Here is a 25727-nt window from a genome sequence, read left to right as displayed (position 1 = left end):
ATACGTGATAACCGTCTTTGATAACCTCTTGTTTGCCCTGGCCAGCTCCGTATCATAAGAAGCTTCTATTGATAATGAGGTTGGCCATGGCTTTCACCCTTGAGCAGCACAGTCCAGATGCTTACCGTCGCAAAGCGCGCATGATTAGTATCGCGATGGCAGGTCAGCTAGTTGTGTTTGGTCTGTTGTTTTCGATGCTATTAGCCGCCACCTTTGGCGGCAGTTTCTGGATGAATGCCCTTGGCGTATTGCTCGGGTTGCTGGCGACCAGCGCGATGTTTGCCGTGCTGCGTGATCGGCCCTGGATGACAGAAATGCGCTACGTCTGGCAGCTCAAACATCACCTTTCGCATATCAGTGGCTACCTAAAGCCCCTGCGTAAAGGGGTAGAGGAGAATAATCGCGTAGCGCTGGATATCGTGACGTTCTACCACCAGGGAATGACGCAGCTAGCTGAGTTAAATGGTCGTACCACCGACGATGACGCCGAGCGGTTGGCTGAAAAGATGCAGATAAAAATCAAGCGAGAAGAGTTAGGTCTGCCAGAGCAGGTCAATCGCTTTGACCCACAGGATTTGAGTGCTTTTAAACGCCGCTAGAGCCGTATTTAATGCCGTTAGGGTTATCCAACAGGGAGCATTGAGTCATGATCCACGCAAAAAAATCGTTCGTCGCCATGGCAATGGTGACCACAACACTGGCTATCGCTGGCTGTGCCACGTCTACAACGGCGCCGAGTGAGTCTGCCAATGTGACGGTAAACAGCCGTGCGCCTTTGCTTCCTGCTGCTCTGTTCCCTGGTAGCGCCGAGAGATTTGATGCCTGGGAGTGTCAGCCGGCCAACCAGAACCTAGTGACCGCAGTGAACGATGACAATCTGCGCCTCTGGTCACTGCACGGCGCCTGGCGTTTACCTGAAGCCGTGGTTGCCAGCGGTGCCCGCTATCAGGACGGCGAAATCAGCTTCTGGAACCGAGGTGACCAAGCCCAGGTCGAAACGCCGCGTGGTCAGCTACAGTGTCAGCAAGGTCTCGTGCGCGAAGCATCAACTCGCGCCAATCATCCCGGCGTGATGTTCCTAGGGCGTGGCAATGAGCCGGGCTGGTCGATAGAGCTCGCTCACGACGAACCGGTAATGACTTGGACAACGGCTTACGGTACCGAAACGCACACCTTGCCTTACATGGTTAGCGTGATGGATAACGACGCAGGCCGTGTTGTAATTGAGAACGCCGATGCCGAGCGCTTTTTTCGCGTGCGTATTGAAGCGGGCGCCTGTTTTGATGACATGAAAGGCCAGCCCTATCCTGCGCGTGTCACGTTGACAATAGACGATGAGCAGTACAATGGCTGCGGCCAGGGCATCGCACCGTAATCAATCGCTTATCTTAAAAGCGCTAGCATTTTAGCAGTGGTAACGGAAAGGAGCTGCGCGCCATTGAGGCTCAATAAAATCGCTAGCGCATAGAGCCGTCACATTGCCTGTTGCTCTAGCCGCGAGCCTAGAAAGTGTTGTCAGCTGGATCCCGCGTGAAGTGTCTAGCTCCTCGCTGATGTCGACCGGGTGCCAAAGATCTCCGTCCCGTGTTGCCAAGGTAAAACTGAAGGGATGGAAACCCGGAAAACCGAGCCGGATATCCGTCGCGATTAAGGTTTCCTGATTATCAATCCACTGCGTGTCATAACGTAGAAAGGGGCCGGTAAACCACGCTAACCGCTGTCCTAGCGGCCCTGCGAGCGCGTTCTCCTCAAGTGCAACATTACGCTTTATGGGTTCAAGCGTTGGGGAGCGCTGACCATCAAAGACGCTGATTAAACTCTCAAAATAGCGATCGCCGTCAATCACGGTAGCGCGCCACAAGGCAATATTAAACGGTGTTGGTTGAACCAATACGGGCGCCGCTTGCAAGCCAGCGTCGGCTAATGCGGGCGCTAAACGTTGCTCAATGCTCCATTTCGCGCCGGCTGCCAGCAGTAAATAGAGGCTCGATACCGTTAATCCAACGATGCAGGCTTTGCGTACTTTTTTAACAGTAACGGCGATAATCAGCGCAATCAGTAGGGGCAAGGTGTAGAAAGGGTCAATAATAAAGACGATAGGCCACGCTGCAGGCGGCATATCGAGCGGCCAGAACAGCTGAGTGCCATAAGTGGTCAAAGAATCTAATAGCGGGTGAGTGATCAAAATAAGCGCAAAAAAGCACCACCACCTTCCTAAAGAGATATCGCGAGCAGGTGCGAAGCGGTGGCAAAGCAGTGCCAATACCATGGCTAAACCGGTCAGCACAAACAGTGAGTGACTAAAACCGCGATGTTCTGTCACATTGGCTACGGCATCGCCATAGTCGAGCACGACGTCCAGATCGGGTAAGGTGCCCAGTAGCGCACCGATAAGTACGGCTTTTCGGCCCAATCGTTTGCCAAGAACCGCACCGCCTATGGCGGCCCCAAGAGCAGCTTGTGTGATTGAATCCACGAATGTCTCCTTGGGGTGCCCCCCGAATTCTAAGCAAGTAGTGTATTATTATACAGATCTGTAAAGAGGATATTTGAATGTCACAAAATCGTCTAATTAAACGTCTGGCAGTCAGTCTTCTTGCCGCGTATTCGCTTAACACCTTGGCAGCACCTACGATTGATGTGCACAGTGATCCCAACTGTGGCTGCTGCGGCGCGTGGGTGAGCCACCTTGAAGAAGCCGGGTTTGATGTTAACCATCATCGCGATGGGGACGTTCGGGCTATCAAAATGGCTAATGGCGTTCCACCCGAGCTTGCCTCTTGTCATACGGCCATTGTGGATGGCTACGTGATTGAAGGTCATGTGCCCGCATCCGATATTCAGCGCCTGTTAGAAGAGCAGCCAGAGGTCGTTGGGCTTACGGTGCCGGGCATGCCGCATGGTTCTCCGGGGATGGAGACAGGCCGCGTGGATGATTACGCTGTGCTCAGCTGGACGCGAAATGCTAACCCGCCCGCTATCTTTAACGAATATACCCAGTAATGATGAAGGGAGAGTGACATGCAATTTTTGCACACCATGGTTCGGGTAAGCGACTTGGATGCGTCGCTGACGTTCTACTGTGATCTGCTGGGCCTGAAAGAAGTGCGCCGCAAAGAGAATGAAAAAGGCCGCTTTACGCTGGTCTTTCTCGCCGCACCGGAAGACGAAGCGCGCTCAGAGCGCCTAACGGCTCCAGAGCTAGAGCTGACCTATAACTGGGACCCTGAAGAGTACACCGGTGGGCGCAACTTTGGCCATTTGGCCTACCGCGTCGACGATATTTACGCGCTATGCAAAAAGCTTCAGGAGAATGGCGTTACCATTAACCGCCCACCGCGGGACGGGCATATGGCGTTCGTGAAGTCGCCCGACGGCATCTCGGTGGAGCTACTGCAAAAAGGTGATGCGCTCTCGCCGCAGGAGCCATGGGCATCTATGGAAAACAGCGGAAGCTGGTAACGTTAAATATAAGGAGTCACGATAAGGTGAAAGGACTAACCCGTAATGCTTTGGTGGGAATAGGCTTGGCGCTTCTGGTCAGCGCGTGCAGTAGTGCCCCGCAGCAAGAGCGTGTAGATGCCCCGCAAAGCACTGGATTATCCGGCCAAATTGTCGAGCAGCGCTGGAATTTACTGCTGGTAGGCACCGACGAGCGGCTATCTATGCAGGAAACCCCGTTCTTCCGTATTGAGCGCGACGGCAGCGTGAGCGGCTCGGATGGCTGTAACCGCTTTACTGGCAGTGTGGCGCTGGGTGACAACCAGCGTATCGAGTTTAGCCAGCTCGCCTCGACGCGTATGGCATGCCCCAATATGGAAGACGCCAAGCGGGTAACCGATATGCTCGACACCGCCTACCGCTATCTGATTGACCACGACCGGCTGGTATTTTTTGGCCCAGATAGTCGCGTGTTAGGCGGCTGGCGCGAAGCCAATTAAGCCTTTAGCCACCACCTGAGCGCTATTATTTATGGCTTAAAAGGCGGATTGAAGCGGGCGATAAAGCGCGCATCAATCCGCTTTTTCCATTCCCATACCCAACGGCCTGAAAAGCCGATTTCACCCCGGCTAGCAATCGCATGACCGTCACCGGTACCGATCAGTGCCAGGGCGCGTTTAGGTGGCTTCCAAGCGACCAGCGGTTCACCATGGCAGGCGGCGCGCAGGTTCTTTGCCAGCACTGGCCCTTGGCGTACGGCGTAAACCCCGGCTTTTGGTACGGGTGATGAGAGCAGCGGTGACGTGAAATGAGCGCAGTCGCCCGCGGCAAATAGCCGAGGTACACCGGTAACCGCTAAGGTTTGTTCGGTACAAATAAAGCGTTTGTCATCGAGAGGCAGGCGGGTCTCGGCCAGCCACGGATGTCCTGACGCGCCGGTAGCCCAGAGAACGATATCTGCTGGCAATGTCTGACCTTGCTCATCCTGTACGCCGCCCTGCACCAAGGCAGCAGCTCGCCGCTCAGGATGAACCTGGATGCCGGCTCGCTTCAGGGCGCGGCGGGTTAACTGGCGAGGTAGCCAGCCAGCGTCGCCAAGCAGGGTAGCGGAGGCGCTGAGCAGGTGCCCCTGCCAATCAATGTCTGAGCGACGCTGGCGCAGTTGGGCCAGTACGCTCATCAGGGTTTCGCAACTGGCGGCGCCACCGCCCACGCTAACAATCTGCTGGGTTGAGCCGGCAGGCAGCGCCTGAATGCGCGTTTGCAGCCCCTGCCAACGTTGATGCAGAGAGCTTAACGGACGCATGGCCAGCAGATACGGCAGCCCATCGCCGTGAGTTGCGGGGAGTTCCAGAGTAGAGCCAACGTTGATCGACGCTACATCAAAGGCGAGTGTTTGACCGTTCGCTAGGGTGATCTGTTGGGCGTTGTGGTCTAGCGCCACGGCGGGTGATTCAATCAACGTTGCCCTGGCATGCTGGCAAAGAGCGGCCACGTCAATCTGAGTGTCACGTAGCGAGCAGTCACCGGCCAGCCACGCGGGCACGCTGCCGGAGTAAGCGGCCAGACCGCTATCGCTGACCACTGTAATAGCGATCATAGGGTCCGTGCGCTGGGCAAAGGCTTCCAGCACAAAGGCGTGGGCATGGCCCGCGCCAATCAGCACTAGATTCTTTATAAAAGGCATTACTTTTCCTCGCCACGACGCCAGTGAAAGTAACGCTCTAATAGGGAAAGAATGCGCTCGGGCTTATGGGCATTTTTCCATACGCCCGCAGTGGCTTTGGCGGCTTCACCCAGCGTTGGGTAGGGGTGAATCGTACCCAGTAGCTTGTTAAGCCCCAGCCCATGTTTCATGGCGATGGTGAACTCGCCTAGCCACTCGCCGGCGTTTTCTGCCACGATGGTCGCGCCAAGGATTTTATCTTTGCCGGGCACGGTAAGCACCTTGATAAACCCTTCCGTAGCGCCTTCTGCAATGGCACGGTCGCTTTCGCTCATGGCGTAGCGGGTGACCTCAAACGCTACGCCTTTGGCGGTGGCCTCTTTTTCGTTTAGCCCGACCCGCGCTACTTCCGGCTGAACGTAGGTGACGGCAGGCATAAAGCGGTAATCCACGGCAAAACTTTTCAACTCGCCAAACAGCGCGTTGACTGCCGCGTGCCACGCCTGGTGCGCGGCAGCGTGGGTGAGTTGGTAAGGGCCGGCTAAATCGCCGCAGGCCCAAATATTGGGCAAGCGGGTTTGTAGGCGTTCATTTAATGCCAGCGTGCCGCCCTCGGTGGTGGTAATGCCCAGCGCTTCCAGCCCCAACCCTTCTACGTTGGCTTGGCGGCCAGCACTCACCAGCAGGTAATCGAACGCTAGGGTGGTGCGCTCACCCAAGTGTTCGATGACAAGCTGATGCTCACCGTCGATTTGGTTCACTTCCAGCGCTTTCGCGCCGGTCATCACCGTTACGCCCTCTTGGGTGAGTGTATGCGCCACGTGCTCGCCCACCTCGTTATCTTCCCGGCCGAGCAGCTGCGGAGCACCCTCTACCAAGGTGACTTGGCTGCCTAAGCGGGCAAAACTTTGGCTCAGCTCGCAACCAATCGCCCCGCCTCCCAGCACCACCAAGCGTTTAGGCAGCTCGGTGAGCGACCATAAATTCTCTGAAGTGAGAATCGGTGCGTGCTCAATGCCAGGCAGCGAAGGCACGCGGGGGCGTGCGCCGGTGGCCAGCACGATATGGCGGGCGGTGAGGGTTTTCTCGCCTACTTTAATTTCCCAGGGTGACGTGAGCGTGGCGTGCTCTTGATATACCGTCACGCCAAGTTTGCTATAGCGCTCGACACTGTCATGGGGTTCGATATCCGTAATCGCTTGATGAACGTGGCTCATCACCTTAGCAAAATCGACCTGCGGCTCGCTGGCAGTCACCCCGAATCTGTTCGCCGTGCGAATCTCATGGGCGGCGCGGGCGGCACGAATTAATGCTTTAGAAGGCACGCAGCCGGTATTCAGGCAGTCACCGCCCATTTTGTGCTTTTCTACCAACGCCACTTTGGCCTTAACGGCGCTACCTATGTAGCTGGTGACAAGCCCCGCCGAGCCACCGCCAATCACCACGATGTCGTAATCAAAGCGGGCCGGGCGGGTGAATCCGCGGTAAGCATTGCGTTTTTGCATCAGTAGCGCAATGCGTCGGGCTATCCAGGGAAACACCGCCAGCAGTGCAAACGAGGCCAAAAGCCCGGGAGAAATAATCCCTCCCAAGCTTTCAAGTTCGCCGAGTTGGCCGCCTGCATTCACGTAAACCGCGGTGCCGGGCAGCATGCCAAGCTGGCTCACCCAGTAGAACGTGGTGGTTTTGAGCCGCGTTAGCCCCATCACCAGGTTGATCATAAAAAACGGAAACACCGGTACCAGGCGAAGGGTAAAGAGATAAAAAGCACCGTCTTTATCAACCCCACGGTTGACCGTCTCAAACTGACGGGGAAAGCGCTTTTCAATGGGCTGGCGAAACAGAAACCGTGAAAGCAAAAACGCCAGCGTCGCGCCGAGGGTGCTGGCAAAGGAGATAATCAATAGTCCCCAACCGAGGCCAAAGAGCGCCCCACCCAGCAGGGTGAGCAGCGTCGCACCCGGCAGCGACAGTGCTGTCATGACCACATAGACCGCAAAGAAGATGCCCGCCACTTGCCAAGGGGATTGCTGAAACGCCGTTTGGAAATCGCTGCGATAGGCTTGCAGGGTTTCCAAGGTGAAAAACGTGTGGGCGCCGCTTAGGTAAAAGCCAAGTACGGCCAGTAGCAGCAGGGTGATAATCAGCAGGCGCTGACGGTTCATGGCAGGCTCCATTGGGACGAAGTGGTGTTAAAAGCAGGACATTCGTTCAGTGTCAGTGACGCGCAGCGTCAATTACTTACACGTTGGCGGCGTTCTGCAGGGTTTGTTGCCAGCGCTGCCAGTCTTCCGGGCGATCAATATCCCACATGGTGTCGGGAAAGGTGGCGTCTAAACGCAGCGCAGCAAGCCGTTGGCGAGTGACCGCTAGCACTTGCTCGGTTCCCCAGGGGATGTTCTCAAATAGGCTAGGGTGGTCGTCGTGAGTGCCAATCAACCCGTAGCCTCCATCTTCGGCAGGTAAAATCACCACAGGGGCGTTTTCAAGGGCCGCACTGCACTGCTTAAGCATGGTAACGGTAATGCTTGGGCAGTCGGTGCCCATCACCATCGCTGGGCCTGGCTTGCTGTTAAGTGCATGGCGAACGCGCATTCCCACATCACCCTGCTGTTGAGCGGCAAGGGCTATGCCGTGGTGCGCCTGAAGCTCTAAAAACAGCGGGTGCTGATGCTCCAGAGAGGTCCATAGCGTGACGTGTTGAGAGCCTAATGCTTGGCAGGCGGTAGCAACGCAGTGGCGAACCATCGTGGCATGGGCTTGCGCCGCGCCTTCTGGCCCCAGGTAAGGCATTAAACGCGTTTTCGCCTGCCCTGGTAGGGGCGCCTTGGCCAGCAGGTGTAAATGGGGCTGCATGGTTGGCTTAACGGGCATTGCGATACTCCTTGGCCAATTGAGTGGCGCTGACGCCGCGCCAGTAGCGGTAACGCAGCCGCCACATCAGGCAAATGGTTCTCCAGGCGCCGAACTGATCCCAGCGTCTGCCTGAGCTTACCACTTTGGTACGTAGGCAGGCGGGGGGAGAAAGTGTCTTCAGCCGCTTGCTTAACGCGATATCTTCCATTAGCGGCTGGTCGGGAAAGCCGCCCACTGCATCAAATGCCTCCCGGCGTAGAAACATGCCCTGGTCGCCGGTGGCGATACCGCTCAGCCGTGAGCGTAGGTTCATCAGAGTACTGACGACGGGCAGCCAGCGGCTTTTGCCTTCCAAGTGAATATCAAACCGCCCCCAGGCGTGGTGGGCCAGCGACTGATGGAGATTCGCCACCGCACGCTGCTCTTCACCGGGGGGCAGCTGGGTATCGGCATGCAGAAAAAGCAGCGCCGGAGCGCTAGCGTGCTGAGCACCTAGGTTCATCTGCCGCGCTCGTCCGGGGTCGCTGCTGAGTACCGCGTCGGCCAGTGGGGCTGCGAGGGCCACGCTGGCATCGGTGCTGCCGCCATCCACAACGATGAGTTCAACGCCTGAGGCGCGCAGCGGTTGCAGCCACGTGAGCGTTGCCTGAATACCCCCTGATTCATTGAGCATGGGAATGATGATGCTCAGTGACGCAGGTGCATGGTGTGGATTAGCCAAGGGCAATGATCGGCCCTCCCGCGGCAATGGCATCGGCTTCATCGTGAGTGACCAGCAGGGCGGGCAGTCCCGCTTCCCGCAGTTGCCCAAAGACCAGCGCGCGCATCTCTTGGCGAAGCGCAGTGTCTAGCTTGGAGAACGGTTCATCCAGCAGCACGGCGCGGGGCTGTGAAAGCAGTAGGCGTATCAGCGCTACCCGGGCTTGCTGACCGCCGGAAAGCGTGGCTGGGTCGCGCGCCTCGAAGCCCGCCAACCCCACCTGTTCGAGTGCCTTGGCAATTCGGGCTGTTTTATCGCGAACGCGGCTGGGTAACCCAAAGCGACAATTACCCGCCACGCTCAGGTGAGGAAACAGCATAGGGTCTTGAAACAGCAAGCCAATACCGCGATGTTCGGCAGGCAGTGGAAGCACATTACGTTGGCCCAGATGCACGTTGCCCTGAGCCGTAAAGGCGCTATTTAAAAAGCCTGCCACAAAGGCTAATAACGTGGATTTACCTGATCCTGATGGCCCCATCACGGTGAGTACTTCCCCGGGCGGCACCGCGGCATCGACGCGCAGCAGCTCTCGGTCTGCCAAGCGAATACACACCTTGTCTAAGACCAGCGCTTCAGTAGCGGTGTCGTTCACATTCATCAGTTTTGCTCATTGCTTGTTATTCAGGTGCTAGCCCTTGAAAACGTGCGGCGAGACACGCCTATCCAGCGCGGTGCAGCCAGGGCGACGATAAAGCCCACCAGCGGCAGGGCTGCCTGCACCAGCGCCCATACGCCAATTAAGCGTCGATTTCCGCCGGAGGCCAGCGCCACGGCTTCAGTGGTCACCGTTGAGACTCTGCCCGCACCAAGAAGTTGAGTGGGTAAATATTGACCAATACTCACCGCCATCCCAACGGCAACAGCGGTAAGCAGCGGCGCCACCATCAATGGCAAGCGTACCCGCCAAAAAGCGCGGTTACGGGAAACACCTAGCGATTGCGCAACCGTCAGCCAGCGAGGGTCTAAGCGGCGGTAGGCCTCTGCTAATGAGAGATACACATAGGGCAGTACAAACAGTAAATGGCCGGCCACCACCAGTGAAAGCTGTGGGCGAACTCCCAATTTTTCAGCGGCGACAACCAAGCCAAATAGGAAGGCAATTTGCGGGACTAGTAGCGGCAAATAGAGCAACCATAGCGCACGGGTAGGGTGAAGATGCTGGCGCTGCTCATGCTCCAATGCCGCTACCACCAGCAGGGCGGCTAAGCCGGTTGAAAGCAACGCAATAAGCGCCGTTGCGCGCAGCGGGGCCGCCAGCATGGCTGCGCTACGCTGCCAGTGGTCGAACGTAAATGATTGGGGCAGTAGTTCTGGGAAGCGCCAAAAGCCCGCCATAGAAAATAGCGCAAGCCCCACCAGCGCTGCCAATGCACAAAAACTGGCAAGCGCTAAGCCTCCGTGGCCGATTACTTTAAGGGCCGTCTCACCCCGTTGGCGGCTACCGTTGGTCAGCCATGGCTTGCTTATGAAACGCACCAGCTGCTCCAGTAGCCACCAGGTGACGAGTGCCACCAGGGTAACTCCTAGCTGCAGCACGGCCGCTGCAGAGGCCATAAAACGGCGCGTAATATCCGGGTCGTTAAACCACTCCAGAATCGATACGCTTAAGGTAGGCGGTAAGCGTGGCCCTAAAATCAGCGCCATATCCACCACGGACGTTGCATAGGCGATAACCGCATAGACCGGTAGTCGAATTAGCGGATAGAGAGAAGGCAGCACGACTTTTAGCCAAGCAATCGCAGGCGTATAACCGAGCGAGCGCGCAAGGCGCAGACGCTTTTCCGCCTGCAGCTGGGGCAGTGCTGCCAAGCTCATTAGCAGTAAAAAAGGCGCCTCTTTCAGCACCAGGCCGAAGGTTAAGGCAAGACCCCAGGGGTCGTTAACAATCAGTGCATCCGGGGGAGATTCCCAGCCGGAAAGCCAGGGGGAAATAGCGCGCGACATTAAGCCGGAGGGAGCAATCAAGAAGGCAACGCCAAACGCGACTGCCGCATGGGGAATGGCCAGCAGTGGCGATACTAAGCGCCGCAAGCTGCGATCCAACCAGGTATCCTGATTGGCCGCTAAAAACAGCACGACGATGAGTAAGGCTACCGCAGTGCTGGCTAGACCGCTGGTAAAACTCACCGCGACTGAACGCCATAATCCCGGCTGGGCGAACAGCATTTGCCATGGAGCGAGCGTTGCGCTTTCGCCGCCCAGCACTGGTAGATAGCCAAAGGCAGGCAGAAGCACCATGCCCAGCCCTGCGGCGACGGGCATCACCAGCAGGGCAATCATCAGCAGAGGGGCAAGCCTTAGCATCTATTAATTAACGCCGTAACGCGCAAGCCATGCGTCCTGAAGGGCATTCATCCAGCTGGGGTGAGGCTCGGCCAGGGTGTTGGACAGAGCATCAGCAGGCAGCGCTGAGGGGTGGTTTTCCGCTTGCTGAAACAGTGCCTTGTCGCTTTCATCTAATTGATTAACGGCCAATACGGTGCGGTCGCCCCACATGCTGAGCGACTGCTTCTGGGCTTGCGCCTCCGGGGAGAGCAGGAAGTTGGCTAGCGCCATGGCCCCCGCTTTATGGGGTGAGTTATAGGGAATCGCGACAAAGTGCACGTTGCCCAGCGTGCCGCCTTCCAGCACATAGCTGCGCACGCTTTCCGGCAGCTCATACTCCATCACTGCTACGACGGCATCGGTGGGGTAAAACGAGAAAGCGAGGCTGAGTTCGCCATCGCTCATCAGTGTACGAAGGTTAGGGCCAGACTCTGGGAAGCTGCGCCCGCTGCGCCATAAATGCGGGTGAAGCTCGTCTAAATAGGCCCACAGCGGCGCGGTGATCTCCTCAAATGCGGCGTCATCAACCGGGGCATAGAGGGCGTCCTCTTGATCGGTCAGCTCGATGAGTGCCTGCTTTAAAAACGTGCTGCCGGTGAAATCAGGAATGCGTGGATAGCTGAACTGGCCGGGATTCTCTTTGGCCCAGGCGAGCAGCGCTTCTACGCTTTGGGGAGGCGTGTCGGTTTGCGCGCTGTCGTAGTAAAAGGTGATTTGTGCCTTTCCCCAGGGGGACTCATAGCCTTCGGTAGGCAGAGTGAAGTCGGTGACGACTTCAGGGTTTTCGTCAGGATAGGTGAGGGCGAAATTCGGCAGCGATTCCGCAAAAGGCCCAAACAGTAGCGCTTGCTCGCGCATGGCGGCAAAGTTTTCGCCGTTGATCCAGATGAGATCGATACTGCCATCCTGATGGTTATTGGCTTGCTTCTCTCCGAGCACCCGTGCCACGGCGCTGCTGGTGTCGTCTAATTTAACGTGCTCTACATCAACGTTGTAGCTTTCCTGCATCTGCGCTGCCACCCAGGCAATGTAGCGGTTGGTGCGCGCATCGCCGCCCCAGGCATTCCAGTACACGGTATGGCCGTCGGCCTCGGCCAGAACGGCTTCCCATGCCTGCGGGTCGGGTTCGGCAACCGCAGGCGTGGTCAGGGTCACAAGAGCAAGCGCCACGGCGGTGGCCAGAGCAGAGCGTGGATTCATTGCATGCCTCATCAAATCAGTTAGTTATAGAGCAGTTTTTAGGCGCTGAAGTTCACTGTGGACGTATTCGATAATCGGCAGCGAGAGGTAGTGCTCGACACGGTCGCGCACGTGCTTTATGACGGCCACATCGGTTAACTCTGCCGACCAATCCTGGCCTCGATGCTCGGCATCTTTGCTTTGCAAATGCTGGGCGCGCCACTTGGCGCACCAGGTCAACGACCACAGCCAGGTGGCACGGCGGCAGGCCACCAGGGTTTCCGCGCTGGGTGATTTGCCCATACGTGACTGCCAGCGCTGATAAAAGGCGACGACGTCGTGCAGGGTGAGCACCGCTTGGCTGTTAACGTCCCAGGTGGTTGAGGTGTAAAGCGAGGTGTGGGCGAGATCAATCCCCGGCAGACCATAGCGGCACTTCTCTAAGTCCACCAGGATCGCACGGCCTTCTGCCGTTACCAGGAAGTTGCCGGGGTGGGTGTCAAAGCTGATTAGGCAGCGCTCGGCATCGGGTAGCGTGGCGGGAAGCGCAATCAATTCGTCGCGAACACGTGCAATAACATCGCTGCTTAAATTGGCTTTTTCAAGCCACTCGGCTTGGTGGCTGATCTCCTCACGCATGGCCTGCCAGGGGTCTGCCGGGGCCAGCAGTGGCGCGGGATGTGCTGGCAGCGGCAGCTGGTGCAGGCTGGCCAGGGTCTCGGCAATGCGCGGTAAATCTTCTGGCAGCTGCGCCAACCGGCCATCAATGGCATCCACCAGCAGCCCGCCACGGGGCAGGGCGTCGCTGACTGGCAACGTGCCGTGTAAACGGGGGACGTGACCACCCTGGCTGGCGCGCTCGTAGCACGCGGCTTCATAGGCCAGGTTATCGCCGGGGGCTAGGTTCATTTGGCTCTGTTTGGGAAGTCGGGCTACCCAGTCATCGCCGTCGCGAGAAATCCACACGTGGTCGTGGGCAAGCCCGGTATCCGCCATGGGCGACAGCGATTTATAGTCGAACTCTGCGTGCTGCAGGGCACTGCTTAGTGCCTGCAGACGAACCTCTACAGGTGAAGGCATAGCGTTATCCTTGTTGCACAAGCTATTGTTGCCACAACTGTGTGGCTTTTCTAACGCTAACCTTACATGGTTCGTTGTAAAAAATGATGCAGTCGCGGCAGATAGGCGCAGCCATCCGCCGATAGAGGATCCAAAACACTAGTTTTGCATAGGAATGTCATCTTTCCAGCGAAAGCCCACGCCACCGGCTTTCCAGACGCCATCGCGATTAAAAGGGTGCGGTCCGTCTAAGTTGATGTACTGCGGCAAGCCAAAATGAGGCGCCAGGTTTTGTCTGGATTTGACCGTTACACGGTCCATAATCCGCAGGCCTTGCTCTTCTGCAGACATGTGCGCCTCGGGGGCAGCTCGGTGCGCCAGCGCCCAGTTGTCGATGTACAGCAGGTCGCCGGTGTCATAGTGATAGCGTATCCCGAAGCCCTTCTCGAACGACACATTGAGTAGGTCGTTGTAGTCGTTGAAAAGCTGTTTCATCTCATCTTCATTAAGCAGCCGAAGCTGATCGGTTGAGGCGGGGGCTTGTTGCAGCTCATCATTGGCGACCCCCGCTTCTGGCAACCGCTCCAGCACCGCACCGGTCATCCCCAGGTGCAGCCATACGCTTTTGCGTCCCGAAATAGGGTGCGTGTGAACAACCGGGTGGCTCACACCTGATGCCGAGTTGACCGACACTAGCCGCTCCCAGAAGGCCTGCTTTTCCTCGGGGAGAACATCAAAGGCGGCACCCTGGTGGGCAAAGTGCGTGCCGCCGCCTTGTTCAGGCGCCCGCGCCATGTAGTAAGCGGAGTGCGAGAAGGTGGCAGCTTCAAAGCTACCGTCGTTGTGCCACTGCGGGCCCACTCCCAGGATACCGTAGCGGTTGTCGTTGGAGCAGCGGAAAATGTCTCGGTTCATGCCAGGCGTTGCCGGATGAACGCCATGGGTCGAATGGATTTCTCCGGCGCCCCACCATTTGCTGGCATTGACCAGCTCATCCGCCGAGAGGTCTGTTTGGTGCTTGAAAACAATAAATCCGCGATGCGCCATTTCCATTTCCAGGGCTTCAATGACGGGCTCGGAGAGCCGGGTGCGAACATCGGCGCCGTATATTTCAATGCCAAGCGGTTCCAGGAGCTTGACCGTCAGCCCTTCGCGCTCGAACAGCGATACGTGCTCAGGGTTCAGCGGGGGTATGGTGGGTAGCGTGCTGCTGAACTTATTGGATGATGTTGCCATATGGGAGTGATCTCCATGGGTGAATGCGGGGCATGTCACTCGATAGAGGGTAGTGACTCGCCTCAGGCCATCAGAATCCAATGGCCCACCCCCTATTGGCAGACCGCCAGCGGTTTTGTTCCTGACGGGAAAAACCTGACGGGGCGCATTACCCAAGACGGCACCTTGTAGGTGCCGTCTTGGGTCGCGCTATCAGCGGATGTTTAAAGCTTCGCGATCTTCGCCTGCTGCTCTTCCAGCAGCTTTTTGGCAGACTGGAATTCCGCCAGCTTGCCGCGCTCTTTCTCGATCACGGCGTCGGGGGCTTTGGCGATAAAGCCCTCGTTGCCCAGCTTCTTCTCGATGCCGCCGATGAGTTTATCCTGCTTCTCGATCTCTTTGGCGAGACGGGCAAGCTCCGCGTCTTTATTGATCAGATCTGCCATGGGCACCAGCACTTCCATATCGCCGACTAGCTGCGTTGCGCAGAGCGGAGCTTCGTCTGGGTTGGCCAGCCAAGTGGCGCTTTCCAACTTGGCCAGCTTAGCCAGGAAGTGACGGTTGCTTTCCAGACGCTCGGCGTCTTCGGGCTTGCCCTTGGTGAGCAGCACATCCAATGGTTTGCCGGGGGCAATATTCATCTCGGCGCGAATGTTGCGCACCGCAATAATCACGCCTTTCAGCCATTCGATATCTTGAGTGGCCTGCTCGTCGATTTTGCTCTCGTCAGCTTCCGGCCAGGCTTGGAGCATGATTGAGGCGTCTTCACCCACGTAAGTGCCCGCCAGCGGTGCCACCCGCTGCCAAATCTCTTCAGAGATATAGGGCATCATCGGGTGGGCAAGGCGCAGAATAGTTTCCAGTACGCGAACCAGGGTGCGGCGCGTTCCACGCTTAGCTTCGGCGCTGGCATTTTCGTCCCATAAAACAGGCTTGGAAAGCTCCAGGTACCAGTCGCAGTACTCGTTCCAAACAAACTCGTACAGCGCTTGGGACGCGTGGTCGAAGCGGTAGTCATCCATGGCTTTGGTGACCTGCGCTTCGGTTTTCTGCAGCTGGGAGATTATCCAGCGATCGGCTAGCGAAAGCTCCACCTCTTCGCCGCTGGTGCCGCAATCTTCGCCTTCGGCATTCATCAGCACATAGCGCGAGGCGTTCCACAGCTTGTTGCAGAAGTTGCGGTAGCCGTCCAGGCGGTTCATATCAAACTTGATATCGCGCCCGGTGGTGGCTTGGGAGAGGAACGTAAAGCGCAGCGCATCGGTGCCGTGTGGCTCGATGCCGTCTTTAAATTCCTCTTTGGTGGCTTTGGCAATCGCCTTGGCCTGCTTGGGCTGCATCATGTTGCCGGTGCGTTTTTCCAGCAGCTCATCCAGCGTGATGCCATCGATCAGGTCGATGGGGTCTAGTACGTTGCCCTTGGATTTGGACATCTTCTGGCCCTGGCCGTCGCGCACCAGGCCGTGTACGTAAACGGTTTTGAAGGGCACTTCGCCGGTGAACTTCAGCGTCATCATGATCATCCGGGCGACCCAGAAAAAGATGATGTCAAAACCCGTCACCAGCACGCTGGAGGGGTGGAAGGTTTCCAGCTCCGGGGTTTTTTCCGGCCAGCCCAGGGTACCAAAGGTCCACAGGCCCGAGCTGAACCAGGTGTCCAGCACGTCTTCGTCTTGGGTTAGCACGACGTCAGCGCCCAGGCCATGCTTCTCGCGGGCTTCTTCTTCGCTTCTGGCCACGTAAACATTGCCGTCGGCGTCGTACCAAGCGGGAATGCGGTGGCCCCACCACAGCTGGCGAGAAATACACCAGTCCTGCAGGTCGCGCATCCAGGCGAAGTACATGTTCTCGTAGTTCTTCGGCACGAACTGAATGTCGCCGTTCTCTACCGCTTCGATGGCGGGCTTGGCGAGGCTCTCCACGGCCACGAACCACTGGTCGGTGAGCAGCGGCTCGATGACATCGCCGGAGCGGTCGCCGTAGGGCAGGGTGTTGTTGACGCTCTCTACCTGTACCAGCAGGCCGAGAGCATCCATATCGGCGACGATCTGTTTGCGCGCTTCGAAACGATCCAAGCCCGCGTATTTGCCCGGCAGGCTGGCATCTTCATCGGGCTGCGGCTGACCTTTTAGGTCGAAGATTTCCGCCTGCTCAAGAATCGTCGCATCTTTGGTGAAGACGTTGATCAGCAGATGGTTCTGGCGCTTGCCGACTTCGTAGTCGTTAAAGTCGTGGGCCGGGGTGATCTTCACGCAGCCGGAGCCTTTCTCCATATCGGCATGCTCGTCCGCCACGATAGGAATACGGCGACCCACCAGGGGCAGTTCGATGAATTTGCCTACCAAGGAGGCGTAGCGCGGGTCTTCCGGGTTGACCGCCACGCCGGTATCGCCCAGCAGGGTTTCCGGGCGGGTGGTGGCGACCACTACGTAATCGTTGCCGTCGTTGGTTTTAACGCCGTCGGCCAGCGGGTAGCGGAAGTGCCAGAAGCTGCCCTGCTGCTCTTTGTTTTCCACTTCCAGGTCGGAAATGGCGGTGTGCAGGGTAGGGTCCCAGTTCACCAAGCGCTTGCCGCGGTAGATCAGCTTCTCTTCATGCAGGCGCACGAAGACTTCTTGAACCGCTTTATAGAAGCCGTCGTCCATGGTGAAGCGTTCGCGGCTCCAGTCGACGCTGGCGCCCATGCGGCGAAGCTGGCGCGTAATGTGGCCGCCGGACTCCTCCTTCCACTCCCACACTTTATCGATGAACGCCTCGCGGCCGAGGTCGTGGCGGGTTTTGCCCTCTTCGGCGGCAATCTTACGCTCTACCAGCATCTGCGTGGCGATACCGGCGTGGTCGGTGCCTACCTGCCACAGGGTGTTGTTGCCCTGCATCCGCTTCCAGCGCGTCAGGGTGTCCATGATGGTGTCCTGGAACGCGTGGCCCATGTGCAGGCTGCCGGTCACGTTGGGCGGCGGAATCATGATCGAGAAGGGCGTGCCCTGACCGGAGGGGGCGAAGCGGTTATCGGCTTCCCAGCGCTCGTACCAGCGGGTTTCGATCTGTTCGGGTTGGTAGGTCTTTTCCATGGAATCACTCACAGCAGAGACGCCCCGCGTGGCGAGGTATCGAATTCATTGGTCGAGGATGCAAAATGGCGACAAGTATAGCGCGACTCGGGGGGAGTCGTCAGGCGCGTGTGGCTTGAAGATGTAAACCGCGCATGGTGATTAAGCCAAGCACTGGCCCAGGCAGAAGCCACCAGATCACCCAGGGGCCTTGGCTTGCCCATAAGGCAGTGACGAGCGCAATAGATGGAATCGTGAGGCCAAAACCAATCGCATTCATCATGGCTAGCGCCGCGCCGAGGCGCTCAGGTGGGGCCGCGGCTGACGCCAGGGCGGAAAACTGCGCGGAGTCGGCTATCACGCTGATACCCCAAACCCCTAACAGGGCGAGCAGTAGCCACGGCGATGCGCTGCCCAGCAGGGGATAAACCAAACACAGCGCACCGGAGGTGGCGAGTGCCACACAGGCTACCCGCGCGCTGCCCACGCGGCGGCTCCACCAGCCAGCTAAGACACAGCCGGGCAGGCCCAGTGCAATAACGGCAAAGCTTACCCATGGTTGGGCGCCGCTGGCTGCGCCCAGGCGCTCAAGCTCTCTTGCCACCAAAAATGGCACCAGTGCCCAGAGGGCGTATAGCTCCCAGCAGTGGCCAAAGTAACCCAGTGCGGCAGCGCGGAAGTGCTTTTGTCTGAAAGCTGCAATACCCGCCCAAGGACGCCCGCCGTTTGCCTTGGCGGGAAGGTGGGGGCCAACGCCCAATAGAAAAATCATCAGGGCTGCCAGCAGCGCAAGAGCGGAGGCCAGTAGTAGCGGCCACTGCCAGGGCAAGTGCAGGGTAACTCCCCGCAGCAAGTGCGGCGAGGCAATGCCTAGGGTGAGCATGCCGACTAACCAGCCCAGGGCTGCACCGGCGTGGCTGGGTGTCCAGCTCACCACCAGCTTCATGCCCAGGGGATAAATGCCGGCAAGACACAGACCGACTAAAAAACGCGCCGCCGCCGCTAGGCTCACGCTTTCTGCCACGCCAATAAACGCTGCGTTAATCAGCGCGCCGAGTACAGCAGACATCGCAAACAGGTGGCTGGCGCGGACGCGGTCGGCCAAGCCAGTGGTCGCAATCAGCAGAGTGCCGGTAATAAACCCCGCCTGCACGGCGATGGTGAGCAGTCCAAGGTCGCTCGCGCTAAGGCCTACGGCTTCCTGCAGCGCTAAGCCGACGCCGTTAACGCTAAACCATAGCGAGGTGCCAAACAGCTGGGCGATGACGATCGTAACAAGCGGGTAGCGCGTGAACACGTTGACGTCTCCATGAGTACAAAGGGCGCGGCTAGGTTGTGCCCATGTTAATCAACAATTTGCTGTTACGACGAATTTTTCGAGAACAGCATTGTCGGAGCACATGACCCGTCAGGATTTCGTCGGGTAGGAAATACAAATGTGTAAGTAATTGGAGTCTTTAATGCAGTTAACAAAACTTTTTGTCCCCGCCGTGGCCGCCCTAACGTTCAGTGTGCCCGCGATGGCTCAGCAAATGGGTGGTGGTGCCCCCAGTATTGATGACCAAGTTAATCAACTCGACGAAATGGTGGATCTGGATGAGAGCCAGAAGCAAGAGCTCACCAGCCTTCTGACCCAGATGCAAAATGACATCGGTGCCAATGAGCAGGAAGCCCAGCAGCTGCAGCAGCAGCTTAGTGAGCACGTTCAGCCTGATTACGATGAAGCAGCTATTCGCGCGGACGCAGAGAGGCTTGGTGACCTGACGGCTGAGATGACCGCTGAAAGCATTATCATACAGTCTCAGATTGCAGGCGTATTCACTCAGGAACAGCAAGACCAACTGGATGAAGCTATGGCTCAGCGGCAGGAGCAGATGCAACAGATGCAGGAGCAGATGCAGCAGCAAATGGAGCAACAGGGAGGCTAAGGCGAAGACAGACTGCAGTGATTGCCCTACTCTTTTGATAACCCCGCTAAGTGCGGGGTTACGCGTTTATAGCGGAAGATCTTTTCGCTTATTTACCCCAACTTATGCGGCACGACCTCATGCCCAAGCGCTTTATAGCGCTGCCAGCAGGCGCGTTTAGCGACCAGCACGTGTTGGTGTTGATTGATGATCTCGCCAATCCGGGTGAAGTGCTCAATACCATCGGGAATATCGGGGTGCAGGTTCAGCAGCGCCGTCTCTTCAGTGGGCACCGGTAGCTGCTGCCAGCCTAGTGTGATGGGCACGCTGTCGGCCAGCTCGCTATCTTCCAGTGCATGAGGCAGGTAAGCATCATCGCGGAACTGCCACAGCGCTTCGTCGGCCTGTTCGGCCAGCGCTTTGTCTTCGCAGTGTAGGTGCAGTCGGTACCCTTTGCGGTGGATCGTCTCGGCGAGCTTGCAGGCGAACTGTAAACGCGCTTCTAGGGTGGTATCGGGCAGAATATAAAAATCGATGCGTGCCATCGGTGGCTCCAGCGGGGTCAACGCGCTTGGCAGCCTGGCCTCCACGGTGAGTGGCGGCCAGGTGTTGGGTAACGTTAGAGGGTCATACCAAGCGGGTCAGCCAGCCGTGCTTATCTTCACTGCGGCCATACTGAAGGTCGAGCAGCGTCTTGCGAATGCGTTTGGCCACTTCGTTATTACCATCGCCCTTCAGGCGAATACGCTCGTTTTCCGTGACCAGTTCGCCAACCGGAGTAATCACGGCAGCCGTACCGCAGGCGAACACCTCGGTAATTTCGCCGGAGGCGGCACCTTCACGCCACTCGTCGATACTGATCGCGCGCTCTTCGGGGGTTAGACCCGCGTCTTTGGCCAGGGTGAGGACGGAGTTGCGAGTCACGCCTTCCAGGATGGTGTCGGTGAGGCGGGGCGTCACTAAACGACCATCTTTATAAACGAAGAACAGGTTCATACCGCCCAGCTCTTCGATCCACTTGTTTTCAGCGGCGTCCAAGAAGGCGACCTGGCTGCAGCCGTTATCCGCGGCCTCTTTCTGAGCGGCCAATGACGCCGCGTAGTTGCCGCCGCACTTGGCAAAACCGGTGCCGCCTGGGGCCGCACGCTTGTAGTGGGATGAGAGCCAGATAGAGACCGGCTCGATGCCGCCTTTGAAATACGCTGCCGCAGGTGAGGCAATCACGTAATAGTCCACTTCGTGAGCCGGGCGTACACCCAGGAAAGCCTCAGAAGCGATCATGAACGGGCGCAAATAGAGGCTGCACTCGTCGGCATCGCTTGCGGGCGTGGGCACCCACACGTGGTCTTGCGCCAGCAGTGCTTTCAGCGAGCCGATGAAGTCGTCATCGGAAAGCTCCGGCAGCGCTAAGCGACGAGCACTGCGGCGGAAACGCTCGGCATTTTTCTCTGGGCGAAACGTCCAAATCGAGCCATCGGCATGGCGGTACGCTTTGATGCCTTCGAAAATTTCCTGACCGTAGTGCAGCACGGAAGCCGCGGGGTCGAGTGTGAGCGGGCCGTAAGGGCGCACTTGATGCCCGTGCCAGTCAGCGTCGACTGTCCAGCGGACGTGGGCCATATGATCAGTGAAGTGCTTACCAAAACCTGGGTTTTGCAGAATGTTGTCACGGATCTCGTCAGCCATCTGTTGATTAGACGGCAGGGTTTCAAAATGTGATTCAAACTGGGTATCTGAAGCTGTGGGCACGGCGTGTTCTCTCCGCTTTAGCCTGGCCCCGAAGGGCGAATGCGAGTGATTGTTTGACGTAGCGTGCGCGCGGATAGCACGCACACGCTAATACCCTTAGATGTAACGTTTACGTCAACGAAAGGCAACCGTTGATCGTCTCGTTGTGTTATTCGGTGTCGCTATTTTCTACTTGGGCGTCGGCTTCACGATCCAGCAGATACTGAGTTAGCAGCCCGACCGGGCGACCGGTGGCGCCTTTTTGCTTACCAGAGTGCCAAGCGGTGCCGGCGATATCGAGGTGTGCCCACGGGAAACGGTCGGCAAAGCGCGATAAAAAGCAGGCGGCGGTAATCGTGCCCGCCGGGCGGCCACCGATGTTGGCGAGATCGGCGAAGTTTGAATCCAGCTGCTCCTGATACTCATCCCATAGCGGCAGGTGCCAGGCGCGATCCCACGCTGCTTCACCTGCGTCCAGCAGGTCAAGCGCTAGGTCGTCATCGTTGGAGAGTAGGCCCGTTGCATGGTGCCCAAGGCCAACAATTACCGCGCCGGTTAGGGTGGCAATATCCACCACGCTTGCCGGGGTAAAACGCTCGGCATAGGTCAGCGCATCGCAAAGCACCAGGCGGCCTTCAGCGTCGGTGTTGAGCACTTCAACCGTTAACCCTTTGAGGGTTTTGATGATGTCGCCGGGTTTGGTGGCGGCGCCGTCGGGCATATTTTCAGCCGCAGCAACAATAAATACCACGTTCAGCTTGGGTTTGATGGCGAGCACGGCTTTTACGGTGCCAAAGACGCTCGCTGCCCCGCCCATGTCGAACTTCATTTCATCCATGCCTTCGCCGGGCTTAAGCGAAATACCGCCGGTATCAAAGGTGATACCTTTGCCCACCAGGACGTGAGGCGCTTCTTCAGGGTTCTCTGCCCCTTGGTACTTCATCACGATTAGGCGTGAGGGTTCTTGGCTGCCGCGCCCAACAGAGAGCAGTGAGTGCGCGCCAAGGGCTTCCAGTGCCTCTTCATCTAATATCTCTACCTTAAGCGCGCCTTGCGAGTCGCGCCCCAGCTGCTCGGCCTGCTCGGCTAAATAGCGCGGCGTGCACACATTGCCCGGCAGGTTGCCGAGTGTGCGCGTCAGATTGATGCCTTGGCCAATGGCGGTGCCTAGCGCCGCGCCCTGCTTGGCCAGGGGCGCAGCATCGGCGTCACTAATAATAAGATGTAAGGTTGCCAAGCTTGTGGGAAGCTGAGGCAATGATTTGAACTGGTCAAAGCGGTAAACCGCTCGCTCGGCAGCCTCAAGGGTTTTGCGTGCTTTCCAGGTTATGTCACGATCTTCGAGGGGCACATCGGTAAAGGCGATGCAGGCTTCATCGATAGGCAGTTTGACGAGCGCCGCCATTGCCGCGTCAAGGGCTTTAATAAATGCCGTTTCCTGACATTTTTCGCGCTCACCCAGGCCTACCAGCAGTAAGCGTTCAGCACCTAAGCCGGGTGCAAAAGGGATAAGTTGCACATTACCGAGGGCGGCATCAAAGTCGCCGCGCTCCAGCAACTGGCCAATCAGCCGCTCACTGGCATCGTCTAATTTGGCGGCAGCGGGCAATAAATCACTACCTTTAAATATGGGGAGAACGAGGCAAGCCGTTTCGGCTTTGGCTGGGTTCGCGGTTTGAGCGGAAAATTCCATGACGTCTCCAACAAGACAAGCATCAAGTGATTCGGGATAATGCCCCGTTATTAGGGTTTGATAGTAGTTGGATTAGTGTACCCAAGCCATGGGCGCATTGCATGGCAACCTGCATCTTTAGCCGGAGAGTGCGTTGATTTTATTTCGGTACTTAACTCGTGAAGTGTTACTGACCATGTCGGCTGTGGCCGGCATTCTGCTGTTAGTGATCATGGGCAGTCGCTTTATTCGCTACTTTTCTGATGCAGCAGAGGGCGATATTCCCGTGACTATTCTGGGCAGTTTAATGGTTTTCCATCTGCCGGGGTTTATGGAGCTGATCCTGCCGCTGTCGTTTTTCTTGGGCATCCTACTGGCCTATGGCCAGCTTTACATGAACAGCGAAATTACCGTGATGGTAGCCTGCGGCATGAGCCCCACGCGCCTTTTGCGGGTAACGCTGCTGCCTGCTTCGGTGGTCGCGGTGTTGGTTGGAGTGTGTAGCCTGTGGTTAACACCAGCGGGAGCGCTGCAAACCGAAGCCGCACTCGAAGAGCAGCGAAGCCGTTTAGATGTATCGGTGCTAGCTCCTGGACGTTTCCAAGATTTCGGCGGTGGTCGCACGGCGTACATTACCGATTTCAGCAGCGATGGCACTGAAATGCAGGAAGTGCTGGTGCATGAGCAGCCCATGGCCGGGGCGGAAAAGACCCACAGCTATATCACGCGGGCGGGGTCTGGGTACCAAGAAACGCGAGTGGATACCGGCAGCCGCTTTTTAGTGTTAGAAGAGGGCGAGCGCTATGGCGTGACGCCCGGGCGCAACGATGCGGAGCGTTTAACGTTTGAGCGCTACACGCTTCGCTTAGGGCTAAGCCGCAGCCGACAGGAGCTGGATTCACTTGAGTATGCCTCTACCTTTGAGCTATGGAGTGATTCCGACCCGCGCGCTCAGGCGCAGTTTCAGTGGCGAGCGGGGCTTCCACTGATGGTCTTTATTCTAGCGCTGCTTGCTCAACCGCTCTCCCGGGTTAACCCCCGGCAAGGACGCTTTGCTAAATTATTGCCGGCGATATTTATCTATGTTGCCTATTTGAGCCTGCTGTTAGCCGCCGTCGATGCAATTGGCAGCGGCTCCTTATCAGTCACCATGGGCGTGTGGCCAGTACACGCCCTATTCCTGGTGCTTGGCTGTCTCCTGCTTTGGCACTCACAACGTAAGGGGATGCGCTAAATGGTGTTCGATCGTTTGGATCGCTATATCGCTCGCAACGTACTCGCTGCCATTATTGTGGTGCAGGTTGTGCTGTTAGGACTAGACATCACCATTGCTTATATCGGTGATTTAAGCGATACCCAAGGGGACTATTCCGCCCTCGATGTGCTGCTCTATTTAGGGATGCGCTTACCCTGGCGTTTTTATCAGTATGCGCCGGTTGCGGTACTCATTGGCGCTTTGATTGGCCTGGGGAGTATGGCGTCAAGCAATGAGCTAACCGTGATGCGCGCTGCTGGCCGCTCCCTGGCACGCATTGTGTGGGGCGTGATGAAGCCTGTGCTGCTTGTGGTGGTGGTGGTACTGCTGGTAGCGGAATTTATCAGCCCGAGAACCGAGCAGTACGCCGAAGCCTGGCGTTTAGAGCAGCGTCAGGGAGAGGGAGCCATGCTGATCAGCCGTAGTGGGTGGCAGTTGGAAGGCGATAGCGTCTATCGCTTTGGTGCTATCCGAGCAGATAACGTTGTGCTGGATTTAACGCGCTATCGCTTCGACGAGCGCCGCCTTGTTGAAGCGACTCATGCCCAGCGCGCTCACTGGGAAGGGGGCGAGTGGCAGTTAGAGAACATTACGACTACCCGTATTTTTGATGATCGCACTGCGTCGGGGTTTCAGGCACAGGCTCGATGGGAGACAGCCTTTACCCCAACCCAGCTAGAGCGCCTTCTGCGTGATATCGAGAGCCAAGCACCCAGTGAACTTTGGGCCTACGCCAATTTCTTGGAAAGCCAAGGGCTTCAGGTTGACGAGCCGCTACTCTATTTTTGGCAAAAAATGCTGATGCCACTCACCATGGGTTCATTAGTATTGATTGCGGCTTCTTTTGTTTTTGGCCCATTAAGAACGGTAGCGGCGGGAACCAGAGTGTTTTATGGAGTGGTAACCGGGCTGATCTTTAAGTACGTACAAGACCTATTAGCACCGGCGTCAACAATTTTTGGTTTTTCACCCGTCTGGGCCGTATTGGTACCCACACTTGCTTGCGCTGTGGTGGGGATCTACTTCCTGCGCCGCAATGGCTAGTGACAGTGCAGCGGTTAATGAAGAGGAAACAGCAGTGACAAATACGCGACGCTTTACCCAGTTGGACGACGTTTGGCCTGCCGGGCTGGGTCGCCGCTTAGGCGCTATGCTCTACGACGGCTTTTTAGTGACGGCTATTTGGATAGCAGTGACGGTCGCGCATTTGGCATTTTTTCGGTTGGCACTAGGACAGCAGGCCGAAGAAATTGGTACGACTCCTTTTGATATCTGGAGCCTGCGGCTTATGTTGCTATTTTTTGTCACGCTGTTTTTCATTTACTCCTGGCGGCGAGGTGGTATGACGCTGGGCATGCAGGCGTGGCGGTTACGGGTACAAACGCTGGATGGCCATGCAATTACGTTGAAGCAGAGCCTGGTTCGCTGTGCGACAGCGTGGCTCTCCCTCGCAGCCTTCGGCATTGGCTACTGGTGGGTACTGTTTGATGGGCAGCGCAGAAGCTGGCCCGATATCGCTTCTAAAACCGAAACAGTCGTACTGCCCAAAAAATAATTTCGCGCCGGTAGACGTGAAAATAATCGTCCAAACAAGCGGTTGGCGGGCCCCATGTT

24 protein-coding genes are annotated in these 25727 nt (G+C 57.4%); 9 read left to right on the top strand and 15 right to left on the bottom strand.

Going from position 1 to position 25727, the window contains the following annotated elements; translation table 11 throughout:
- Positions 1-86 precede the first annotated feature (86 nt).
- Both LG301_RS13365 and LG301_RS13360 read left to right on the top strand, forming a co-directional pair.
- On the top strand, positions 87-599 hold the full coding sequence (locus tag LG301_RS13365; RefSeq protein WP_263067442.1) for a DUF3087 domain-containing protein: 513 nt from the start codon (positions 87-89) through the stop codon (positions 597-599).
- Positions 600-646: 47 nt separating this feature from the next.
- Positions 647-1375 (top strand): MliC family protein, encoded by a 729-nt coding sequence (locus tag LG301_RS13360; RefSeq protein WP_404471648.1) that lies wholly within the window; start codon positions 647-649, stop codon positions 1373-1375.
- Between the two features lie 30 nt (positions 1376-1405).
- On the opposite strand, the gene LG301_RS13355 is transcribed toward LG301_RS13360, so the two are convergent.
- On the bottom strand, positions 1406-2476 hold the full coding sequence (locus LG301_RS13355) for a metal-dependent hydrolase (RefSeq protein WP_404471646.1): 1071 nt from the start codon (positions 2474-2476) through the stop codon (positions 1406-1408).
- A gap of 77 nt (positions 2477-2553) precedes the next feature.
- Between LG301_RS13355 and LG301_RS13350 the strand changes: the two genes are divergently transcribed.
- Genes LG301_RS13350 through LG301_RS13340 form a run of 3 tightly spaced genes read left to right on the top strand, consistent with a single transcriptional unit; the run spans position 2554 to position 3941 of the window.
- Positions 2554-3003, top strand: coding sequence for a DUF411 domain-containing protein (locus LG301_RS13350; RefSeq protein ID WP_404471645.1), 450 nt, complete (start codon positions 2554-2556; stop codon positions 3001-3003).
- A gap of 18 nt (positions 3004-3021) precedes the next feature.
- A complete protein-coding gene (gloA, locus tag LG301_RS13345) occupies positions 3022-3462 on the top strand; it encodes a lactoylglutathione lyase (protein WP_263067446.1) in 441 nt (146 codons plus the stop codon).
- Positions 3463-3488: 26 nt separating this feature from the next.
- Positions 3489-3941: an META domain-containing protein gene (locus tag LG301_RS13340; protein ID WP_404471644.1), complete on the top strand. Its 453-nt coding sequence runs from the start codon at positions 3489-3491 to the stop codon at positions 3939-3941.
- 29 nt (positions 3942-3970) lie between these two features.
- On the opposite strand, the gene LG301_RS13335 is transcribed toward LG301_RS13340, so the two are convergent.
- The 11 genes from LG301_RS13335 to LG301_RS13285 form a co-directional block, all read right to left on the bottom strand.
- On the bottom strand, positions 3971-5128 hold the full coding sequence (locus LG301_RS13335) for an FAD-dependent oxidoreductase (RefSeq protein ID WP_404471643.1): 1158 nt from the start codon (positions 5126-5128) through the stop codon (positions 3971-3973).
- A complete protein-coding gene (locus tag LG301_RS13330) occupies positions 5128-7272 on the bottom strand; it encodes an FAD-dependent oxidoreductase (protein WP_404471642.1) in 2145 nt (714 codons plus the stop codon). Before LG301_RS13330 ends, LG301_RS13335 begins: the two co-directional genes overlap by 1 nt.
- Positions 7273-7348: 76 nt before the next feature.
- Positions 7349-7981, bottom strand: coding sequence for a TIGR04282 family arsenosugar biosynthesis glycosyltransferase (locus tag LG301_RS13325; RefSeq protein WP_404471641.1), 633 nt, complete (start codon positions 7979-7981; stop codon positions 7349-7351).
- Complete coding sequence (locus LG301_RS13320; protein ID WP_404471640.1) at positions 7971-8690, bottom strand: TIGR04283 family arsenosugar biosynthesis glycosyltransferase; 720 nt, start codon at positions 8688-8690, stop codon at positions 7971-7973. Before LG301_RS13320 ends, LG301_RS13325 begins: the two co-directional genes overlap by 11 nt.
- Positions 8677-9321: an ATP-binding cassette domain-containing protein gene (locus LG301_RS13315; RefSeq protein ID WP_404471639.1), complete on the bottom strand. Its 645-nt coding sequence runs from the start codon at positions 9319-9321 to the stop codon at positions 8677-8679. The genes LG301_RS13320 and LG301_RS13315 overlap by 14 nt, the downstream gene beginning before the upstream one ends.
- 23 nt (positions 9322-9344) lie before the next feature.
- A complete protein-coding gene (locus LG301_RS13310; RefSeq protein WP_404471638.1) occupies positions 9345-11027 on the bottom strand; it encodes an ABC transporter permease in 1683 nt (560 codons plus the stop codon).
- A 3-nt stretch (positions 11028-11030) separates the two neighbouring features.
- The gene (locus tag LG301_RS13305) at positions 11031-12248 is read right to left on the bottom strand and encodes an ABC transporter substrate-binding protein (RefSeq protein ID WP_404471637.1); all 1218 of its coding nucleotides are present in this window, start codon (positions 12246-12248) and stop codon (positions 11031-11033) included.
- A 24-nt stretch (positions 12249-12272) separates the two neighbouring features.
- On the bottom strand, positions 12273-13307 hold the full coding sequence (locus LG301_RS13300; protein WP_404471635.1) for a phosphotransferase family protein: 1035 nt from the start codon (positions 13305-13307) through the stop codon (positions 12273-12275).
- Positions 13308-13445: 138 nt separating this feature from the next.
- On the bottom strand, positions 13446-14522 hold the full coding sequence (locus tag LG301_RS13295) for a TauD/TfdA dioxygenase family protein (protein WP_404471634.1): 1077 nt from the start codon (positions 14520-14522) through the stop codon (positions 13446-13448).
- Between the two features lie 203 nt (positions 14523-14725).
- Positions 14726-17572: a valine--tRNA ligase gene (locus tag LG301_RS13290; RefSeq protein ID WP_404471633.1), complete on the bottom strand. Its 2847-nt coding sequence runs from the start codon at positions 17570-17572 to the stop codon at positions 14726-14728.
- A gap of 100 nt (positions 17573-17672) precedes the next feature.
- Positions 17673-18848: an MFS transporter gene (locus LG301_RS13285; RefSeq protein WP_404471632.1), complete on the bottom strand. Its 1176-nt coding sequence runs from the start codon at positions 18846-18848 to the stop codon at positions 17673-17675.
- 163 nt (positions 18849-19011) lie between these two features.
- Here LG301_RS13285 and LG301_RS13280 point away from each other — a divergent pair, with 163 nt between their 5' ends.
- Positions 19012-19479 carry a Spy/CpxP family protein refolding chaperone gene (locus tag LG301_RS13280; RefSeq protein WP_404471631.1) on the top strand — a complete coding sequence of 156 codons (468 nt, stop codon included), beginning with the start codon at positions 19012-19014 and terminating at the stop codon, positions 19477-19479.
- 92 nt (positions 19480-19571) lie between these two features.
- Here LG301_RS13280 and LG301_RS13275 read toward each other — a convergent pair whose 3' ends face one another.
- The 3 genes from LG301_RS13275 to LG301_RS13265 form a co-directional block, all read right to left on the bottom strand.
- Complete coding sequence (locus LG301_RS13275; RefSeq protein WP_404471630.1) at positions 19572-20003, bottom strand: DNA polymerase III subunit chi; 432 nt, start codon at positions 20001-20003, stop codon at positions 19572-19574.
- An 82-nt stretch (positions 20004-20085) separates the two neighbouring features.
- Complete coding sequence (locus LG301_RS13270; RefSeq protein ID WP_404471629.1) at positions 20086-21207, bottom strand: branched-chain amino acid aminotransferase; 1122 nt, start codon at positions 21205-21207, stop codon at positions 20086-20088.
- A gap of 148 nt (positions 21208-21355) precedes the next feature.
- The gene (locus tag LG301_RS13265; protein WP_404471628.1) at positions 21356-22879 is read right to left on the bottom strand and encodes a leucyl aminopeptidase; all 1524 of its coding nucleotides are present in this window, start codon (positions 22877-22879) and stop codon (positions 21356-21358) included.
- A 133-nt stretch (positions 22880-23012) separates the two neighbouring features.
- Between LG301_RS13265 and lptF the strand changes: the two genes are divergently transcribed.
- The 3 genes from lptF to LG301_RS13250 are packed head-to-tail and all read left to right on the top strand — an operon-like array spanning position 23013 to position 25668.
- Entirely contained in the window at positions 23013-24092 is a 1080-nt protein-coding gene (gene lptF / locus LG301_RS13260) for an LPS export ABC transporter permease LptF (protein ID WP_404471627.1), read from the top strand.
- Positions 24093-25157, top strand: coding sequence for an LPS export ABC transporter permease LptG (lptG, locus tag LG301_RS13255; RefSeq protein ID WP_404471625.1), 1065 nt, complete (start codon positions 24093-24095; stop codon positions 25155-25157).
- A 34-nt stretch (positions 25158-25191) separates the two neighbouring features.
- The gene (locus LG301_RS13250) at positions 25192-25668 is read left to right on the top strand and encodes an RDD family protein (protein WP_404471624.1); all 477 of its coding nucleotides are present in this window, start codon (positions 25192-25194) and stop codon (positions 25666-25668) included.
- Positions 25669-25727 lie beyond the last annotated feature (59 nt).

This window comes from Vreelandella venusta, assembly GCF_044809155.1.
In the GTDB taxonomy this organism is placed as follows: Bacteria; Pseudomonadota; Gammaproteobacteria; order Pseudomonadales; family Halomonadaceae; genus Vreelandella; species Vreelandella venusta_B.
The sequence above is the reverse complement of the archived record's forward strand: the minus strand, read 5'-3'. Positions and strand labels throughout refer to the sequence as shown.

Coding starts and splice junctions, on each gene's coding strand:
- LG301_RS13290 (WP_404471633.1), bottom strand. CDS start 17,572: ATGGAAAAGACCTACCAACCCGAACAGATCGAAACCCGCTGGTACGAG.
- LG301_RS13265 (WP_404471628.1), bottom strand. CDS start 22,879: ATGGAATTTTCCGCTCAAACCGCGAACCCAGCCAAAGCCGAAACGGCT.
- LG301_RS13310 (WP_404471638.1), bottom strand. CDS start 11,027: ATGCTAAGGCTTGCCCCTCTGCTGATGATTGCCCTGCTGGTGATGCCC.
- LG301_RS13305 (WP_404471637.1), bottom strand. CDS start 12,248: ATGAATCCACGCTCTGCTCTGGCCACCGCCGTGGCGCTTGCTCTTGTG.
- LG301_RS13275 (WP_404471630.1), bottom strand. CDS start 20,003: ATGGCACGCATCGATTTTTATATTCTGCCCGATACCACCCTAGAAGCG.
- LG301_RS13315 (WP_404471639.1), bottom strand. CDS start 9,321: ATGAATGTGAACGACACCGCTACTGAAGCGCTGGTCTTAGACAAGGTG.
- LG301_RS13335 (WP_404471643.1), bottom strand. CDS start 5,128: ATGCCTTTTATAAAGAATCTAGTGCTGATTGGCGCGGGCCATGCCCAC.
- LG301_RS13365 (WP_263067442.1), top strand. CDS start 87: ATGGCTTTCACCCTTGAGCAGCACAGTCCAGATGCTTACCGTCGCAAA.
- LG301_RS13350 (WP_404471645.1), top strand. CDS start 2,554: ATGTCACAAAATCGTCTAATTAAACGTCTGGCAGTCAGTCTTCTTGCC.
- LG301_RS13295 (WP_404471634.1), bottom strand. CDS start 14,522: ATGGCAACATCATCCAATAAGTTCAGCAGCACGCTACCCACCATACCC.
- gloA (WP_263067446.1), top strand. CDS start 3,022: ATGCAATTTTTGCACACCATGGTTCGGGTAAGCGACTTGGATGCGTCG.
- lptG (WP_404471625.1), top strand. CDS start 24,093: ATGGTGTTCGATCGTTTGGATCGCTATATCGCTCGCAACGTACTCGCT.
- LG301_RS13330 (WP_404471642.1), bottom strand. CDS start 7,272: ATGAACCGTCAGCGCCTGCTGATTATCACCCTGCTGCTACTGGCCGTA.
- LG301_RS13280 (WP_404471631.1), top strand. CDS start 19,012: ATGCAGTTAACAAAACTTTTTGTCCCCGCCGTGGCCGCCCTAACGTTC.
- LG301_RS13325 (WP_404471641.1), bottom strand. CDS start 7,981: ATGCCCGTTAAGCCAACCATGCAGCCCCATTTACACCTGCTGGCCAAG.
- LG301_RS13360 (WP_404471648.1), top strand. CDS start 647: ATGATCCACGCAAAAAAATCGTTCGTCGCCATGGCAATGGTGACCACA.
- LG301_RS13300 (WP_404471635.1), bottom strand. CDS start 13,307: ATGCCTTCACCTGTAGAGGTTCGTCTGCAGGCACTAAGCAGTGCCCTG.